General features: G+C 43.4%; 14 protein-coding genes and 1 pseudogene. 3 read left to right on the top strand and 12 right to left on the bottom strand.

Annotated elements, in window-relative coordinates; translation table 11 throughout:
• Positions 1–56: 56 nt before the first annotated feature.
• The 12 genes from K245_RS0100090 to K245_RS22345 form a co-directional block, all read right to left on the bottom strand.
• The gene (locus tag K245_RS0100090; RefSeq protein ID WP_027357670.1) at positions 57–659 is read right to left on the bottom strand and encodes an MBL fold metallo-hydrolase; all 603 of its coding nucleotides are present in this window, start codon (positions 657–659) and stop codon (positions 57–59) included.
• A 7-nt stretch (positions 660–666) separates the two neighbouring features.
• The gene (locus K245_RS0100085) at positions 667–1,263 is read right to left on the bottom strand and encodes a CheR family methyltransferase (protein WP_027357669.1); all 597 of its coding nucleotides are present in this window, start codon (positions 1,261–1,263) and stop codon (positions 667–669) included.
• A gap of 197 nt (positions 1,264–1,460) precedes the next feature.
• On the bottom strand, positions 1,461–3,458 hold the full coding sequence (locus tag K245_RS0100080) for an APC family permease (RefSeq protein WP_027357668.1): 1,998 nt from the start codon (positions 3,456–3,458) through the stop codon (positions 1,461–1,463).
• 515 nt (positions 3,459–3,973) lie between these two features.
• Positions 3,974–4,543: a CDP-alcohol phosphatidyltransferase family protein gene (locus K245_RS22350; RefSeq protein WP_035276243.1), complete on the bottom strand. Its 570-nt coding sequence runs from the start codon at positions 4,541–4,543 to the stop codon at positions 3,974–3,976.
• 431 nt (positions 4,544–4,974) lie between these two features.
• Positions 4,975–6,192 (bottom strand): hypothetical protein, encoded by a 1,218-nt coding sequence (locus tag K245_RS0100060; RefSeq protein WP_027357665.1) that lies wholly within the window; start codon positions 6,190–6,192, stop codon positions 4,975–4,977.
• Positions 6,193–6,210: 18 nt separating this feature from the next.
• A complete protein-coding gene (locus tag K245_RS0100055) occupies positions 6,211–7,191 on the bottom strand; it encodes a polyprenyl synthetase family protein (protein WP_027357664.1) in 981 nt (326 codons plus the stop codon).
• Entirely contained in the window at positions 7,188–8,513 is a 1,326-nt protein-coding gene (gene rimO / locus K245_RS0100050; protein WP_035276268.1) for a 30S ribosomal protein S12 methylthiotransferase RimO, read from the bottom strand. Before rimO ends, K245_RS0100055 begins: the two co-directional genes overlap by 4 nt.
• Before the next feature lie 45 nt (positions 8,514–8,558).
• Complete coding sequence (locus K245_RS0100045; protein WP_027357662.1) at positions 8,559–9,380, bottom strand: crotonase/enoyl-CoA hydratase family protein; 822 nt, start codon at positions 9,378–9,380, stop codon at positions 8,559–8,561.
• 249 nt (positions 9,381–9,629) lie between these two features.
• Entirely contained in the window at positions 9,630–10,751 is a 1,122-nt protein-coding gene (locus K245_RS0100040; protein ID WP_027357661.1) for an AI-2E family transporter, read from the bottom strand.
• A 112-nt stretch (positions 10,752–10,863) separates the two neighbouring features.
• Positions 10,864–11,709, bottom strand: a complete 846-nt coding sequence (locus K245_RS0100035) for a hypothetical protein (protein ID WP_027357660.1) — start codon at positions 11,707–11,709, stop codon at positions 10,864–10,866.
• A 318-nt stretch (positions 11,710–12,027) separates the two neighbouring features.
• Entirely contained in the window at positions 12,028–12,717 is a 690-nt protein-coding gene (locus K245_RS0100030) for a response regulator (protein WP_027357659.1), read from the bottom strand.
• 119 nt (positions 12,718–12,836) lie between these two features.
• On the bottom strand, positions 12,837–14,375 hold the full coding sequence (locus K245_RS22345) for an ATP-binding protein (protein ID WP_051283711.1): 1,539 nt from the start codon (positions 14,373–14,375) through the stop codon (positions 12,837–12,839).
• A 398-nt stretch (positions 14,376–14,773) separates the two neighbouring features.
• On the opposite strand from K245_RS22345, the gene K245_RS0100015 reads away from it, so the two are divergent.
• The 3 genes and pseudogenes from K245_RS0100015 to K245_RS22340 all read left to right on the top strand — a co-directional run.
• Positions 14,774–15,325 (top strand): hypothetical protein, encoded by a 552-nt coding sequence (locus K245_RS0100015; RefSeq protein WP_027357658.1) that lies wholly within the window; start codon positions 14,774–14,776, stop codon positions 15,323–15,325.
• Positions 15,326–15,639: 314 nt separating this feature from the next.
• A complete protein-coding gene (locus K245_RS0100010; protein ID WP_198013777.1) occupies positions 15,640–17,508 on the top strand; it encodes an Lcl C-terminal domain-containing protein in 1,869 nt (622 codons plus the stop codon).
• A 297-nt stretch (positions 17,509–17,805) separates the two neighbouring features.
• A pseudogene (locus K245_RS22340) lies at positions 17,806–17,989 on the top strand (IS21 family transposase); the annotation flags it as partial.

The raw sequence follows: 17,989 nt of genomic DNA, 5'->3' as shown, positions 1-17,989 counted from the left end.
TCAAAAATTGACATCAAAAATTGAATATATTATTGCTCTGATTCAGGTACTCTGGTTCAGGAAGTGGCATTATTCATCAATATGTATTTGTATGAATTCATGACAGCCTGGGCCGGGTTTTCTGTAAGGGGATCTCCATGACCGAAATATATCGTTTTGATGTTTTTCCCGGACAGGATTTTCATCTTTTCAATAAATGCTTTTTCATATGTCCCGCCTGAAGATTTTATTATTACGGGAACGTCACCCACAAAAAGCGACCCGTCGGATGGGGAAAAAAAGCATAGGGAATCATCGCTGTGTCCTGGCATATGAATTACCTCGAACATCTGATCCGCAATTTTAATCAAATCCCCGTCTCCGAGGGTTCTGTCCACGCCTTCCTGGAATGGTGAAAATGCATATACCACAGGGTTGAATATTTTTTTTATCAGGGGCAATATGCCGGAATGATCAGAGTGGCTGTGGGTTAGGATAACCTGATCCAATCTTTTTTTCCCGATTCCTGAAGGATACTTCTCAATGTAATCAATTATCAAAGGGTCGTTACCGACGTCAATCAGGGTGTTTCTGTCCTCAATGCGATTCCAGTCACCTGTGCACAGGAATACATTTGAAGTGTATACCTTGCTCTTTGACGTCATGTTTGCAACTTTCATTTTAAATTTAAACCTTCTGGAATACCTGTCCCGATGAAGATATCTGGCTGAAAAGGCGGGTGCACTCATCAGGCATTTTCTGCGTGTGTTCAAGCACGATGATTCCATTCGGTTCGAGCGCAGAGTGAAACATCTCAATGACTTTTACCCGTTCATGATGCTGGAAATGCAGAAGTACATTTTTGCACACAATCATGCTGAATCCGTCGCTTACAGGAGCAAAGGAAAGCAGATTGTGCTCCTGAATATGCAGGCTGTTTCTTATGGTTTCCACAACCCTGCATAAACCCTGACTGTCAACAGGTTCAAAATACTTTTCGAAATACTCGCGGGGAATTCTTTCAAGCTCGCTTGCAGGATAAACAGCTTCCCTGACTGTTTTTAAAAGCGGTGCGTCATAGTCTGTGGCGTAGATTTTAAGATTTCTGAAAGCGAAATTGCCCATTTTTTCCGCAAGCAGCATCGAAAGTGTATATGGTTCCTGGCCTGTTGCGCAGCCTGCGTCCCATACCCTTATCCTGCTTCTTCCGCTTGTCCTCGGGCAGAACTCACTTACTGCAAGCTCAAGTGGAGCAAGATCTCTGAAAAAAAAGGTGAATGCCATTGTAAATCCCGTGGTCTGTTTTGGAATATTAATAAATACAGCAGTACGGCACCAAATTTATGACAAGATCCCAAAAAGTCCAATTCCCATCATTCCAGCGCAGGACGGAATCCACAAGCATCTGAGAATACAAAGATGCCGGATTAAGTCCGGCCATGACGCCGCCGCTCTTTTTTGATTTTTTGTGAGTCCATCATTTATGCCTTATCCGCAAGAATCGGCATGATCATGAACGGAAGGCCAAGTTTATAAAATTCCCTCTGGAGTGCGAAAACCGCATAATTATGAAGGAATCTCGTGAACATCGAGTCTTCCCTGAAAACTATCTGACCACCAAAGAAAATCGCTTTAGGGTATTTTTTGACTATCTGGGGCGTCAGTTCCATGACCTCTGCAACCAGATCCGTCCCGATTATGGACATGGACTCGGAATGATAGCCCCTTGCCTTCATGAGCCGGACATATTTGCCAAGATCCTCGTCCATTTTGTCACTCAGACGCTTTATTTCTTCGGTTCCCTTGAAAACAGAGGCATCGACGACACCGACCTGTATGAAGATATAATTATGGAAAGCCGCTATATCATATTTCAGAACGCTCATGAGCGTATGAAGGCCTAATCCGTTGAATCCGTTTACAAGGACAACAGCGGTTCTACCTTTGGGATCGCATTCTGCTTCTGTATAGCCCTTTTTTTCCTTTCTCGTGATTTCTTCCAGAGTTGCATCTGCTATTACATCCAGTTTTTTTAGGAGCTGCCCAGTCTCTTTATAATGCTTTTTGATCATAAGGGCGAGGAAGGCTAGGGATCCGGTGATGACTATTGTAATCCAGCCTCCTTCAAAGAATTTTGTCATTATGACGGTGATAAGAATGAATCCTGTGAGAAGAAGTCCCAGCCCATTTATGACCAGTCCTTTTTTCCAGTGATAGGCTGTTTTTCTTTCTTTCCACCAGTGAATAACCATTCCAAGCTGGGATAGCACAAATGTAACGAACACGTTGATGCTGTATAGTACTATGAGCCAGCCTACGGAACCACCTGACGCAATCATGAGTACAAGTGAGGATACTCCCATCAGAAGGATTCCGTTCTGGGTCACCAGCCTGTCGCTGAGGAGAGCAAACCGAGCCGGAAACCATCTGTCAATGGCCATGTTTGAGAGAACGCGGGGGCCGTCAAGGAAGCCTGCCTGGGCAGCAACAAAAAGAAGCAGGGCTTCTGATATGAGGGTCACAAGCATAAATCCATATCCAAAGCTTCCCCATCCGCTGGTTATGGTTTCAAAGAGCGTTGCGTTCAGGGTTTTACCGTGTTCGTATTTAACATTAAAAAGCAGGTATGCGAAGATAAGTCCCGCAACTGTTATTGAAAGGGAGATTGCCATGTAGCGCATGGTTCGCTTCCCTGTTTCCTCCCTTGGTTCCCTGAGTATCTGAAGGCCGTTACTGACCGCTTCGATACCTGTATAAGTACCGGCTCCCATACTGTAGGATCGTAGAACAAGAAGGGCCATGCCTGCGAATCCCAGCTGGGATTTGGCAAGACCTACATCTGCCGTTATTCGCGCGGTGAGTTCAGGGATCTGACTCGAATGGGATACAAGTGCATATATTATGACAATGGCGTGGGTGATTATGAAAACCATGAAGACAGGTACAAGGGCCATGATTGACTCCTTGACCCCCCTCATATTCATGATTGTAAGCAGAACCACCCCGAAAATGGCCAACAGGATCTTGTATTTGAGCCATGTTTCAGGAAGAAAACTGAATATAGCATCTGCGCCGCTCGCAACTGAGAGAGTTATGGTAAGAACATAATCTATGAGAAGGGCGCAACCTGATACCATCCCCATCTTGGGTGAAAGCAGCTTGCTTGCGACAATGTACCCGCCGCCTCCGTGTGGAAAGAGTTCGATTATCTGGGAGTAGCCCGCAGAGATTATGAAAATTGTAAGTGCAGTTCCCAGGGCTACGAAAACTGCAAGAAAGGTATGCTCTCCAAGGGCAAGAAATGCTTCCTGGGGGCCGTAGCATGATGATGAAAGTCCGTCAGCCCCAAGTCCGACCCAGGCAAAAAAGGCTATCAGGGACAGGCGATGGAAAACCGTATGGTCGTTTGGGTCTAATTCTTTGCCAATAAATATGTTTTTAACTTTTTTAGCAAATGATCCTTCCTTTATTAAGGACATGGGGATCTCCTGGTTCTTATAACGTTTTTATTAAGGTTTGCTTGTGGACTGCCGGGCCTTCAAACAGAATGGAGTTGCTATGGCTGTACTGGTTTGGTTGATGATGCTTCTGGGTTCAGGGCTTTGGATTTTTGACGATACTTTTTTTTGATCTGCTTCCGTATAAGGATTCTCAATTCGGAAAAAAGTTGATTTGTATTTGATTTTCATTTTGAAATTATTCTTGGTTAAATTCTTAATCATTGCAGGGGCAGCCCAGAATGATTTTTTATCATTACTACCTTGGACGAATTTATCAAGATGTTTTTATAGATGGAGTACGGGGAACTTTTTTAAGAATTCCCCGGTGCTATTGCTCTTTGAAACATGATGGTCTTGCAAAAAGTCAGAAAAGAACGTCAGAGTCATGCCGGACTTGATCCTGCATCTTTGTATTTTCAGGTACTTCTGGATTTAGGCTTGCGCCGGAATGACGGAAATCGGACTTTTTGCGACCTTGTCAAATATGATTGGGATTACTTGTCCGGCCCTATAACGCTAAGTCCTCTGTATGCATACTGGCAGGCAGACAGAAAAGTGAGCCATGCAGTTGTATAGAAGAACAAATCATAAACAAGCGGATTTATATTCCAGGCAACAACCTTTGTCAGAAGGATAAAGAAGACTGTCGAAATCTGGGCAACAGTATTTAGTTTACTGATTTTGCTTGGATTTATCTCTACCTTGATGTTTGCAACGGAACAGATTCCTATTCCAAGCAGAAGAAGAACATCCCTGCTTATGACAATTACACAAAGCCAGTCCGGAAGAACTCCGGTATAACCAAGACAAACATAGGATGATACCATAAGGAGCTTGTCTGCTATCGGATCTAGATACGAGCCAAGCTCTGTCCTCTGGTTGAAGTAACGGGCAATGAAACCATCGAGGGCATCACTTATTCCGGCAATTGTCAGGGCGCTTAGAGCCGGCGCAAATCTTTTTTCGATGACCATGATTATGAAAAAAGGTACAAGAAAAATTCTTAAAATTGTCAGGAGATTTGGCACGCTCCATTTGGAGTCGAATCGTAAAGGGCCCAGCATTTTATCACCATTTAATCTTTTGATTTTTTCTATTGTAATTATTCAGCAAATAAACTTTGACAACGTTTTAAAAAGTCCGATTACCGTCATTCCGGCGCAGGCCGGAATCCAAAAGTGTCTGAAAATATTGGATGCCAGATCAAGTCAGGCATGACGCCTTTTTTTACTTTTTGTGAGATCATCAACTTTTAAAGGTCGCTTTTTTGAAAAAAAGCTTAGCAAAAAACTTTTGGATTTGTTGGATTATCCGTTTTGTACTCAGATATCGCTTATAAAAGGCCGCTGGATCTGATTCCAGAATACTGATATTAAACAATATAAAAGTTTTTGGGAAAGGTTTGGAAAACCCTTTTTGCAAAAAGGGTTTTCCAAGAATAAACATGCCAAGCTGAATAGTTATTTTCTATTTTCAGAAATTATTTTCCTTTCAATTACTGTATTTTCTGATCAGGTATGTTTATCACAATGCCTGATTCAGGGGAGGAGCTGATTTCCATTTTGAAATTTTCAAAATTTTTCAGCGCCAATTCGTTGGACAAGGTCGCGGCATCCCCGTCATATGATGCTTGAAGCTTTGCATTGCTGTAATTCATTTCAAGGGTCTTGACTTCTTTCATTCCTTTGATTGATGTCATGGCAGTCCTGATAGGTATCATTTTACCCAGAATGTCCTGTCCATTTATGGAAACAGGGATTGTCTTTAATCCGGTTGCTGATGCGGCTGCCGCTGGTGCTGTCTGGGGAGTCTTTTTCAGGGCTGCGGAAGCTGCCGTCGCAAGTTTAGCAGTTGTCTGTTTGGTTGCCTGTATTGCAGCCTGCTTGCTCCCTGCGATCCTGTCGGCATTAAGTGCAGACGCAGTTTCTGAAGCAGAGGCTATTTCTGTTCCGTCAGCTACATTTATTATTCTTGCTTCGACTTTGGCAGGGAAGGATTTAAGGCCTCCTGAAACGCTGTTGGCTGGCTCTGAAACGCTGATCTGACCGATAATAACCATGTCGGCTTTGTATGCCCTGGCAAGCTTTAAAGCTTCTTCATTGGTCGGGGAAGGGGAGATAACAACAGATTTTCCAGTCTCGTCAAGAGCTGGCTGGGAGTGATCTGATGCTTTCAGCTTTTTTGAAATAAGGGAAGCTGCCGCTTCTGGCTCGCATACTGAAGATCCGGCACCGTTTCCGGCCCACCAAGATGATGCCTGATCTGCCGGATTAAGTTTTTCTGAAAAAAGTATGAGTACCTTAGGAAAAGAATCCGCAGATTCCATGCCGCTGGCCTGGGTTGCGGCAGAAAGTTTTGCCTTTATGATATTTGAGTTGACTATTACCCTGTATTCTTTGCCGACAGTGTTTTCTCCGATGACCTTATAATCCCTCACGTATGCTGCGGGATCTCCTGTCAGAATTGATTCGATGTTCTTGAAATCAGATGCGAGGTTTTCATGGGGGATCATCTGAAAAAGAGCTGTTTCAACGGATTTGGAAAGGGCTTTTTTGACAGCTTCGCTTCGTGCTGTCATTGTGTCTGTTTTCTGTATCTGGGATGTACCGAAAGCAGGAACCTGGATTATATCCTGGCCTGACTCGCATAAGGCATTCCCTGCAATGACAAGTGTGAAAAAAACAGATATTATCAGATTAATAATAAGCTTCATTTCTTTCCTCCTGATTTTTTACGACTTTCTGAGTAATGCATAATCAGCTAACATTTCAAGCGTTTCTATCTCGGTGTTTCTTTTAAAGGACTCAAGAGCTTTTTTTGCCTGCGCTACATGGAATACTGCTCTTTCCCTTGTGTAGGAAATGCCTCCGTGCTTGTCAGCGAGGGATATGAATTTTTCAAAATCATCCGATGAAAAATCGGTGCTTCCAAGCATTGAAAGCATGAACTCCTTTTCTTCATATTTTGCATTCTTAAGAGATTCAATCACAGGAAGCGTCATTTTGCCTTCCCTTAGATCTGCTCCGGGATTCTTTCCAAGGGTCTCAAGATCGGTCGTATAGTCAAGCAGATCATCTGCCATCTGAAATGCCATTCCAAGATGATATCCGTACGATGACAGGGCTTCTGTCTTCCCGTTTTCTGCTCCCGAGAGAAGCGCGCCTGTTTTTAAGGCACCTTCAATCAATACGGCTGTTTTTCTTTTTATGACAGACATGTATTCTTCTTCTGAAAGTGAAAAATCTCCTTTTCTTGTCATCTGGTCGATTTCACCCTGGGCCATTTCCCTGGTTATTGAAGCTATTACCCTTATTATTTCAGGGTTTTTCGACATGGCGGCAAGTTCGAGTGATTTTGCCAGAAGAAAGTCTCCGGTGAGAACAACTGCGGGCGCGTCCCATAATGTGTGGGCGGCAGGATTCCCTCTTCTGACAAGGGCTCCGTCAACAACATCATCATGTAGAAGAGTCGCTGCGTGGAGATATTCAAAAATAACTGAAAAGTCAGAAGCGTCTTCTTTTTCATATCCGCAGGAGCGGGCCGAAAGCATCATCAATATGGGTCTGAGCCTTTTGCCGCCGCTGAAGAGAAGATGTCCCGCTATTTTTTTTACAAGTTCAATGTTGGGATCAAGATTGGCCACAAGTGCCTTTTCAATCTTTTCAAGGTCTGGAGATAGTCTTGAAACCAGCTGTCTTTTCAAATCAGTCATATCTGGTCACCGATCAGATCATAGTCAAAAGTGTCAGTAATATTTATTTTCACAACATCTCCGGATTTAAGGTTTTCTCCGTCGACGTATGTGTATCCGTCTACTTCAGGGGCCTGGTATTTTGTATGACCATGATACAGGCCGTCCTCGTTGGGATCGTCATCATCTATCATAACTTCAAGGGTATTATTCAGATATTTTTGGTAGTTCTTGAAAGAAATTTCCGCCTGAACCGCCATTATCTGTTCATGTCTTGAAGATGCTGTTTCAGGAGCCACATGGTCAGGCAGCCTGTGTGACGGTATATCTTCAGCGTCTGAATATATGAATGCTCCGAGATGGTCGAACCTTGTTTCTTCTATAAAATCAAGAAGAATTTTGAAATCTTCGTCTGTCTCACCTGGGAAACCAGTGATTACAGTGGTTCTAAGGGCCGCGTCCGGCAGTTCTTTTCTGATTTTTTTGAAAAGATCGCTCATGAATTCATTGGTATAGCGTCTGCCCATTCTTTTGAGAACCCTGTCTGATGCATGCTGGATCGGCAGGTCAAAATAATGACAGATGTTGTCATGGGATTTGAATGTCTTTAAAACATCAAGGTCAAGGGTGTCAGGGTTGCCGTAAAGGGTTCTGATCCAGATGGATTTGTTCATGGATGAAAGCTCTGTCAGGAGCTTGCCAAGATTTTCTCCAGAATTAAGATCCTTGCCGTAGAAAGTAGTGTCCTGGGCTACGAGGATGATTTCCTTCACACCAACCTGAATCATTGATTCTGCCTCGGACAGTATATCCTTTATTTTCCTGCTTCTCTGTTTCCCTCGTAGTCTTGGAATTATGCAGTAAGTGCAGTGTCTGTCACAGCCTTCTGCAATTTTGAGATATCCAATATGGCCGGTGCTGAGAATTCTTGGGGTGTCGGCGTTTTGAAGGGTGCATTTTAACGGGTCAGGGAAAAGAATTATGCCATTTTCGGTTTTTCTGCCTTCAACTATTTCCACAATATCCTGATAGCAGCCTGTTCCCATGAAAAAATCAGCTTCCGGCATTTCTTCAACAAGGCTTTCCTTGTAACGCTCTGCCATGCATCCTGCGACTATTAATCTTTTGCACCGGCCTGTTTTTTTGTGCTCAGACAGATCAATAATCACATCAATAGCTTCTTCCACCGCAGAAGTAACAAAGCCGCAAGTGTTGACCACTATGGCATCTGCATCCTCAGGCTCATCAATAACCAAATGGCCGGCAGACTCAAGCCTGCCGGCCATGATTTCACTGTCAACGCTGTTGCGTACACAGCCTAACGTTTCAATGTAAACTTTCATCAACTTCCCTAAAAGGGCCGCCATATTAAGCGGCCCTGTATGAATCTATTCTCCGGTGAAGACTGGCTTGCGCTTTTCAGCAAAGGCCGCAGCCGCTTCATAGAGATCCTTTGAAGGAATAATGTTTGCACTCATGGACGCTACATATTTCAGTGCGTCATCAACTGTCTTGCCTATCCCGAAGTTAAGTACATCTTTTGTTGCCTCGACTGCAAGAGGAGAATTGGCTGCAATATCAAGGGCCATTTTTTCTGCTGCTGCAAAAAGTTCTTCCTGGGTGTCGAAGGTTTCGTTCACAAGAAGGATTTCCTTTGCCCTCGCTCCGCTTATATTTTTTGCAGTGTAAGCAAGTTCGCGGGTGATGCCCTGACCGCATATATTCTGAATTCTCTGGAGAACTCCTACATCTGCAACAAAGCCAACTGCCGCCTCTCTCAGGGAAAATACGGCTTCTTTTGTGGAAAGTCTTATGTCACAAGCTGTTATCATGTCAAGTCCGGCACCAATGCAGAAACCGTGAACAGCTGCAATAACTGGTTTTCTGCATTTTTCAATACAGGTCATGGTATCCTGCATCATCATGATTTTTTTTATGAGCTTGGGCTTGACTCCGCCTTTCTGGTCTGGATTAAGTATCTCTGGTATGAAATTCATCATGGACATGAGGTCTATTCCGGCTGAAAAAGCAGGGCCCTTGCCAGCAAGTATGATGGCTCTGATTTCTGGGTCAGCGTCAAGTTCCTCAAAAATTTTTGGAGGTTCAATCCACGCAGGAGGATTCATGGCGTTTTTCTTTTCAGGTCTGTTAAGATAAACCCATGCTATCTGGCCTTTTTTTTCAACTGAATAAAACTCGTACCCGCTCATTTAAGACTCCCTTTAGATTAAGATAGATTCCAAATTCCAAGAATAAACATTCTAAAAATTATATATAAGGTTTTCTTCGTCAAGAGGTATTTGGTTTTCTTTAATACTTTTTTCAATTCCATCCGCATTCAAGCGATACCTGTGTTGCCTGCGTCGTCAAGTCCTCGACGTAGAAACAACCAACGTACGCCTCCGGGTCTCCTCCTTGGCGCCTTGGTTTCATCTTGAATGCGAATGGAATAGCAGGATTCAGTTTCTGTCCTGATGACTGAGGAACTCGCCATATTCAGCTTCATAGATATAAAGAAGAACCAGGGCGATGCCAAATAATAGCGGACCGTAAAGAATTCCCATTATCCCGAAAAGATTGATTCCGCCAAGTATGGAAAGAAAAATAAGGGCTGTACTCATGTCAGCTCCTCCTTTCATGAAAAGAGGCCGCACGACATTGTCCATCATCCCGACTATAACGAGGCACCATATGGCTATGAATAATCCTGCTCCCAATCTTCCCGCAATAACAAGATAAAGTGCTGCAGGAATCCATATCAGGGCAGTTCCTACTATTGGAATCAGTGACGCAAAAGCCATGACTGCTCCCCAGAAAAGCCCAGGAAGACCGCATAGCCAAAGTGCAAACCCTCCTGCCGCACCCTGGGCCACTCCTGTTACAAGAGTTCCAAGAAGAGCCGAGCTTGAAACATCCTTGATCCTGTTAAGAATTCTTTGTTCCTGGGTTGTGGAAAGTGGGGAAAGATGCAGAATACCATCAACAATTGAATCATAATCCTTGATCAGAAAGAAAAAAACAAAAAGCATAAGAACGAAATTACCGACCATAAGGGTCAGGTTTTTTATAATTATTGTAGCCTGATCAGTCAGAAAACTTAGCATCCAGCTTGAAAAGCCCATCATTTTGGCGGCTATATCCATTTTTTGGAACTTCAGGTCAGGGAACAACTTCTGAAACTGAATGAATCTTTCGTGGAATTGTTCTATCAGTGTGGCAACAAAGGGTTTCTGCATTAATATGTCTATTCCGCCCTGGTTTACCCATTCTATAATTGATCGCGCTGATTCAATGCCCTGCTGAATAGCCGCAGCGGTTATCATGAATAGAGGCATGACAAATGCTGTCATGAGCAAAACGCATGAAATTGTGGCTGTGAGGCTTTTTCTGTTTTTGAGCTTTTTTTCGATTCGTGCATGAATCGGGTGAAAGACAATAGCAAAGATCAGAGCAAGTATTATCGGGCCGAGATAAGGCTGAATTATCTTGAAACAACCGAATAGCGCTACTCCAAGAAGAGCTATTAGAAAATAGTGTCTTGACTGGGAATCTGGTTCGGTTAGTTTCTTCTTGTTTTTCATGTTCTTTCCCTTGAGATTATTACAAGTTTTAGTGGCTATGTTGTTAGCAGGATATCCATCGAAAAACAGGCAAATACTATTTATGATTTCTAAAGAGTTATCCTTTAAGACATTATGCCAGAGGCAGATCTGAATTCACTTTGCACAGCTCGTCATGCATCATTACTATTTTTTCCACTTCTCTGTGCATATTTTTAGCGCCGAACTCCCCGATAAATCTGCATATGGAAAAATTAGCCGAGAGCTTATCATATTGTGGAAGCCAGCTGCATAAAAAATTCTCATGATTATGGCTTTCCCTTGGATATTTTCCAGGAGGAACAGGCATGCCCATTCTCCAGGGTTTGGGGGAAAGCCTTGCCCTGAAGCTTTCCTGGGCATTGCACAGCTTCAGATACAGGCTGTCTGCACCGATTTTCTCAAGTCTTGAAGTAGTGTTTTTGTCTGTCGGGTCGAATAAATCGTGGGTTACGATTAATCTGTAGCCCTTGAATGTCTCGTAAAGCCTTAGTCCCCAACCAGGATTTTCAGAAAGCAGGGAGTTTATTCTTGAATATATATCTGCAATGGGTTCTGCTTTTTTGAGTCCAATAATGGAGAGAAGCTTTTCAATAAATCCCTGTTCATTCTTGATTTCGTCGATATCAACAAACATTACTTTTGCAGAATTGAGAACAAGGGCGCCATAAGAGTTTCTGGTGATGACATAGGATTCTCCACTTTCCGGATAAACTTTTTCTTCGATGATTTCTTCCCTCATTGGTCTGTCAGAATAGAAATAACTGTCCGGCATTTTCCCCAGGGACAGTCTTTCCGCCGCTTTCATGACTTTTTCTTCTGCCATTTTTTCAGCTTCTCGCATGCTTTCAAGGGAGTATCCCCAGCATGAAGTTTCAGTAATAGATGGGTGGCTGTGAACCCGCAGTGATTTTTTTGCCCAGTATTTCGGTATTTTCATTGTTTTGTCCTTTTTTGAGGGGGTTGAAAAAGAACTTGATTGGGTTTTTATACAGAAATGGCTTAAGCGTCATGCCGGACTTTATCCGGTATCCAGTAATTCCAGCTGATTCTGGATTCGGCCTGCGCCGGAATGACGGAAACCGGACTTTTTGCGAGGTCATCGATCTTAAACAACGAGAAAAATATCGTAATGATAGCATATTACATGAAAACATGAAGGATTTGATTATATGCATTTGTCCAGGATAAAAAATAAATAACCCAAGGCCAAACAAATCTGAGAAAGCCCCGGCATATCAGATCGATTTTAATCGAATTATTTTGATGCAATACTGAATCTGTATCCGACTCCGTAAACTCCGCTTATCGGATTTTCACCCTCAATTTTTTCACCTATTTTTTTTCTCAGATTTTTTATGTGAGTATCTATGGTTCGGTCATATCCTTCATATTCATAGCCCTGAACCTGTCTTAACAGGTCGTTTCTTGAAAAAACCCTGTCAGGCTGGGACATCATTGAAGCAAGAAGGCCGAACTCGCTTGGCGTCAGCTTGATTTCAGATCCGTTCACAAGAACACGCCTTGTTTCTGTTTCAAGCCTTATGTTGCCTTCGGTGATGATTTTTTCTTCTGTTTTTCTTTCAGTTCTTCTTAAAACAGCCTTTATCCTCGCAACAAGCTCCCTGGGGCTGAAAGGCTTGCAGACATAATCATCGGCACCTATTTCAAGACCTATGAGCCTGTCTATTTCATCTGTCTTTGCCGTCAGCATTATTATGGGAATTTCGGAAAATTTTCTGATTTCCCTGCACACAGAAATTCCATCCATTCCAGGCATCATTATGTCAAGGACAATCAAATCAGGAGGGGTTTTTCTGATTGACGGAATGACCAGATCTCCCCTGTGAAGGATGAAGGTTTCGTACCCGTCATTTTTCAGGTAATCAGAGACTAAGGAAGCTATTTTTTCTTCATCATCCACTATTAGAATATGTTTTGAACTCATGTACGTCCTTTTTATTAAATTTTTTGCGGAGATTTTCTCAAAAAGCGACCCTCTGGCATTCGGAATAATGTCGGGTTACGGGCAAAGGACGCTCTAACCAGGCCTACAAATCGGTTCATTTATGTGTTAATTAAAGGCAGGCATATTTGTATCTTTACACCCCCGGCCTCGCTTTCGTCTGCCATTATTGTGCCGCCGTGAATCTCGATTATATGCTTGCATATTGAAAGTCCTATGCCGCTTCCGCCATTTTTTCTGCTTCTTGACTCATCCACCCTGTAAAGCCTGTCAAAAAGTTTTGGCAGGGCTTCTGAAGGGACAGAAGGCGCGCTGTCCTCGATGTTTATGGTCAGAAAGCGTCCCTTTGCGTCGGCGTTCAGCAAAAGTTTTCCAGGTGAGAACGTATATCTAAGTGAATTTTCAAGAAGATTGGAAAAAACCTGGGCAAGACGGTCATGGTCACCCATTATTTCCATCTCCAGAGTACCTGTTGTCATATCCGAAACACTCATTCTTTGATCCATAAGCCTCTTGCTGAATACTCCAAGCGTATCCTTAAGTATTTGCAATGGTTTCACAGGCTCCTTGCTGATTTTAAGGGCCCCTGATTCTGCTGTCGAAAGATCATGGAGATCGTTTATCAGTCTGCCAAGTCGCATTATTTCAGCATGGAGTGATTCGGCTGTTTCAGGAGTGAACGCCCTTATTCCATCCTGTATGGATTCGATTTCACCCCTCAGGATTGAAACCGGGGTTCTAAGTTCGTGGGAAATGTCTGAAAGCCATTGTCTGCGTAGTTCTTCATATCTTTTCAGGGTAAAGGCAAGCATGTTGAAATCTTCGGCAAGCTGCCCAAGTTCATCTCCTGATTTTACATCTATTCTTGTTTCGAAATTTCTTGAAGTCAGTGCTTTTGTAGCTTCGGCAAGTTCTTTAACAGGTTTTATAAGATGTCTTGAGACCATGTATGAAACAAGTCCTGATAGAGCAAGTACGCATATGCCCGCAAAAAGAAAAATTATGGACTGCCTCTTCATATAGTCCGAATCCAGGGGATGGGATGGCATCCTGTTCGTTTTTATACCAAGCCATCCGATGGTTTTTCCATTGATTTCAATTTTTCTCAGGACGTGCTTGTCCATGGAGATTGCTTTGCCAGCAATTGGCTGGCTGTTTTCATCAAAAAGGCTCAGCCTCGATAACAAAGGATGAGAACCCCGCCTTTCCAGGTCTTTTTTGATTCTTTCTTCTATAAATGGCAGCCTGCCCGTCTTTTCCCATATTTTGAATCTTTCGGGGAATCTTTTTTCCAGTTCTTCCCTTATATTGTCAGAATCATGGAAAGACGGGTCGTGATCAGGCGGAGGAAGCATATCGTCATCTTCCATTGGGTGGTCAGGCTCCTTGATTCCAAATGGAGGAGGGTCTCCAGGAAGTCCCATTTTAGGGCCACCAGGCCTTTCTTCTTCAAAAGGCCTTGCAGTTTCAAGCATTTTCTCCCATATGACTCTGTCCTTTTTAAGGTTTTCCCACCCTGAGTGTCGTATGTATTCATCCTTGATTCTTGCTATAAGATTGTCCTGATTCTCGAGTACCCTGTTTCCAAGGTATTCCGAGAAATTTTTGAACGAAAAAAACAGAGTAACACCGGTCAGCATGATGATGATGCCAAGGGAGCTGAGCAAAAATGCGGCAAGAAGTTTATATGACAGCTTAAGTTTCAGATTTGTTTCCTTTATGAAAAAACATTTTTGAAAATGTTTATGAACTGAAGTCCATCAGTAATTAAGTTGAAGATAAGTTATTTGTGCCGTGTTTTCAAATGATTGGTTGATGTTCACATAGAATCCGGCATTTCTTCACATTTTCCACACAATTCATCTTGAATTATTAGAATACACATTCTTTCCATTTTATCTTCAGATTTTCTTCACATTGTTTGACTATCTTGTAGCCAGGAAAACGGGTGACCCTGATTAATATATTGAGGGTCAGGTCTGATAAAAAAAGAAAACATTAAATCACTGAACAAACAAAATCAGTGGAGGGAGCAAGCATGAAAGCATTCAACAGAGTTATGGCAGGTTTTTTAATGGCGGCACTCATTGCTTCGGGGTCAGCCTTTGCAGCCCAGAAAGAAAGTGACCAGAACACCACAACCGCAGCTGCCACGGAAACACAGGGTGACGCTGCGATGAAGAAGCATCCTGATAAGCACAACGGCCCACTTGAGATGCTTGGGAGATTCCAGTTTGAAAATATGGCTGCCCAGACCATAAGCGAGCTATCATCCCAGCCGGTTGAGACTGTGGCGGCAAAGCTGAAACAAGACAGGCTTCCAAAGGTACTAAAGGAATACAATATAACAAAAGAAACTTTTCAGACTTCCATGAAACCCAAATTCATAGCCCTTGTTCACAAAAGGGTCGAGGATGGCAGCATAACCGCAGCCCAGGAAACACTTATTCTTGAGGCCCTTGAAAAGCAGGGCAGTCGCCATGCAATCATGGAAAAACTGATTCAAAATGGAGTCACAGCCGGAATTATCACCCAAGAAGAAGCTGACAGGATGCTTTCAAAGGGGGAGGAAGAGCCTCCGGCAGAATAACATCGCCTGACAGCCGGAGCGGAAAGAAGTGATTTCGGGCAATGGTTTCCACGGATCATTATTTATATTTCAGATTTGATCTCTGGAAACCCTTTTGAAAGAAGTCTATCTTCCAGTTAAACTTTGAAATTAAAAAACAAAATTGATGGACTCGCAAAAAGACAAATAAAAGCGTTGTGATCATGCCGGATTGATCAAGTATTCAGTATTTTTAGTAAGTTATGGATCTGGGCCTGCGCAGGGATGACGGGAACCGGACTTTTTGCGACTCCATCTTCATTAACAGCAGCAATAAACTCCTGAGAATAATGGCCATGACCAGAAAATCATTTTTTTTAATAATTGTGGCTTTTTTGCTGTTCATTGTGATGGCTGTGAATGTATCCGCAGGGACAACTATTGCTATCTCAAAAATAATCATTAATAGCTCCGTAACGCCGATAATGCCCGGAGATTCTTTCAGCGTCAGCGTTGAAGCTTCATCTTCTGATTCTGAACAAATGTACTACAAATTTTATTACTGCCCTAATTACGGGACTTCTGATTATGAAACCTCGGAATGGGTTGTTGTCAAAGATTATTCCACAGCAAAAACAGCCGCCTATTCCGTGCCGTCATCAGGAAACTATATTGTTGTGGTAAGGGCGGTAACTGATCCTGCAAATGAACCTGACGCTCTTCCCATCATTGGCGGGCTTGTTTCAGTGGGCGGAGACTCTGGCCAGGTGAATATTGCGGATTTCAATTCCTCTGCTACGCCATCTCTTAAGGCTGGGGAATCCGTGAATTTTTTTCTGAATGCCTCCACCCCTGATAACAGTCAGATATATTATAAATTCTATAGCTGCGGTAATTACGGTACATACTCATATCCCACAAGCACCTGGGAAATCATGCAGGAATATTCAACTGCCAATACCTGCTCCCATGCTTTTTCAAATCCAGGTAATTACGTTGTTGTGGCAAGAGCAGTAACAGATCCGGCAAATGAACCTGCCGCGCTGCCAATAATTGGGACAAATGTTGCTGTTGGGGCATCAGAGTCATCTTCTGTTAATTATAAAATAGTGGATACAGGGCAGACTAAAACCTATGGAAATACTTCTGAAATCAGCCCTCCAGCGGCTGGCCAGGCATTTTCCGGCCAGGATTCCCAGATCCAGGGCAATCAGCCTTCGTACAAGAATAATGGAGACGGAACCATAACTGATTTGAATACCGGGCTTGTATGGGTTCAGGAAAGGGGAAATAGAATTTCCTGGGACGATGCTGTTTCAGGCGCTTCTTCTTGCCGCGTCGGCGGATATAGCGACTGGCGTATGCCTACAATCAAAGAGCTTTACTCGCTCATTAAATTCAGCGGAGTTAATGGCCCGGATAATATGGTGACAACTGGCTTTACTCCATTTATTGATACCAATTACTTCGGGTTTGTCTATGGAAGCGGTATTGGGTCTGAGCGGGTCATTGATTGCCAGGACTGGTCAGCAACAGCCTATGTAACCACCACAATGCACAACAATGCGACTATATTTGGCGTCAACTTTGCCGATGGCCGTATCAAAGGATATCCAAAGTATGAGCCAAGCAGCGGTGAAACAGTTGGCAAACTATTATATGTCCGTTATGTCAGGGGGAATCCTGAATATGGCAAAAATTCCTTTCAGGCAAATTCTGATTCTACCGTCAGTGATCTGGCTACAGGACTCATGTGGTCTAAGGATGACAGCAGGCAGGGGATGAACTGGGCCGACGCTTTAGCCTGGGTGCAGGCACAAAACGCGGCAAACTATCTTGGTCACAATGACTGGAGACTTCCCAATGCAAAGGAGCTTCAGAGCATCGTGGATTACACAAGATCTCCTTCAACAACGAATTCCCCGGCCATTGACATCAATTATTTTAACAGCACTGCCATAACGAACGAAGCAGGGCAATCAGACTATCCGTATATCTGGACTGGTACAGTCTTGCTCGACGGAGGCCCAAGTCCCTCAGGTGTTTATATTTCCTTTGGCCGAGCGATTGGATACGTAAATGGATCGTGGATTGACGTTCACGGAGCTGGTTCACAAAAGTCGGATATCATGGCGGGCAACCCGGCCAATTACCCGAATGGTCGTGGCCCCCAGGGCGATGCTGTCCGCATCACCAATTATGTCCGGCTCGTAAGAGACATATAAATGACAAGGCCGCAAAAAGTCCGATTACCGTCATTCCGGCGCAGGCCGGAATCCGGAAGTGGCTGAAATTACTGGGCGCCGGATCAAGTCCGGCATGACGCTTAAGCTATTTTTAGACTTTTTGCGAGTCCATCATAAATACCGACCTGAATTTTGAATAAACAGGGATAAAAGGCAATATTGTTGAAATAAAGCAAAGGGTGATCAACGACAGTTATAAATCCCCCCTGACGACAATTAGAATTCCCGCTTAATGCAAACCCGGTTATCCAATGTTGTGATATGGAGGATCATTGGATGATCACTGACAATCAGGTGAAGAAATTGAAGAAAAATTTAAGCGCGGGAAAAAGCCTTGTAATCTCGGCATTGCAAGCTGGCATGGATGAAAAGACAGCGAGGAAATACAGGGATCTGGACAAGCTGCCGAGCGAGCTGAAAGCATCCAGTGATAGGTGGTGGCGAACTCACGCTGACCCTT

The sequence above is a fragment of the Desulforegula conservatrix Mb1Pa genome (assembly GCF_000426225.1).
In the GTDB taxonomy this organism is placed as follows: domain Bacteria; phylum Desulfobacterota; class Desulfobacteria; order Desulfobacterales; family Desulforegulaceae; genus Desulforegula; species Desulforegula conservatrix.
Note: the sequence above shows the minus strand (reverse complement) of the source record. Positions and strands in the feature narration are given on the sequence as shown.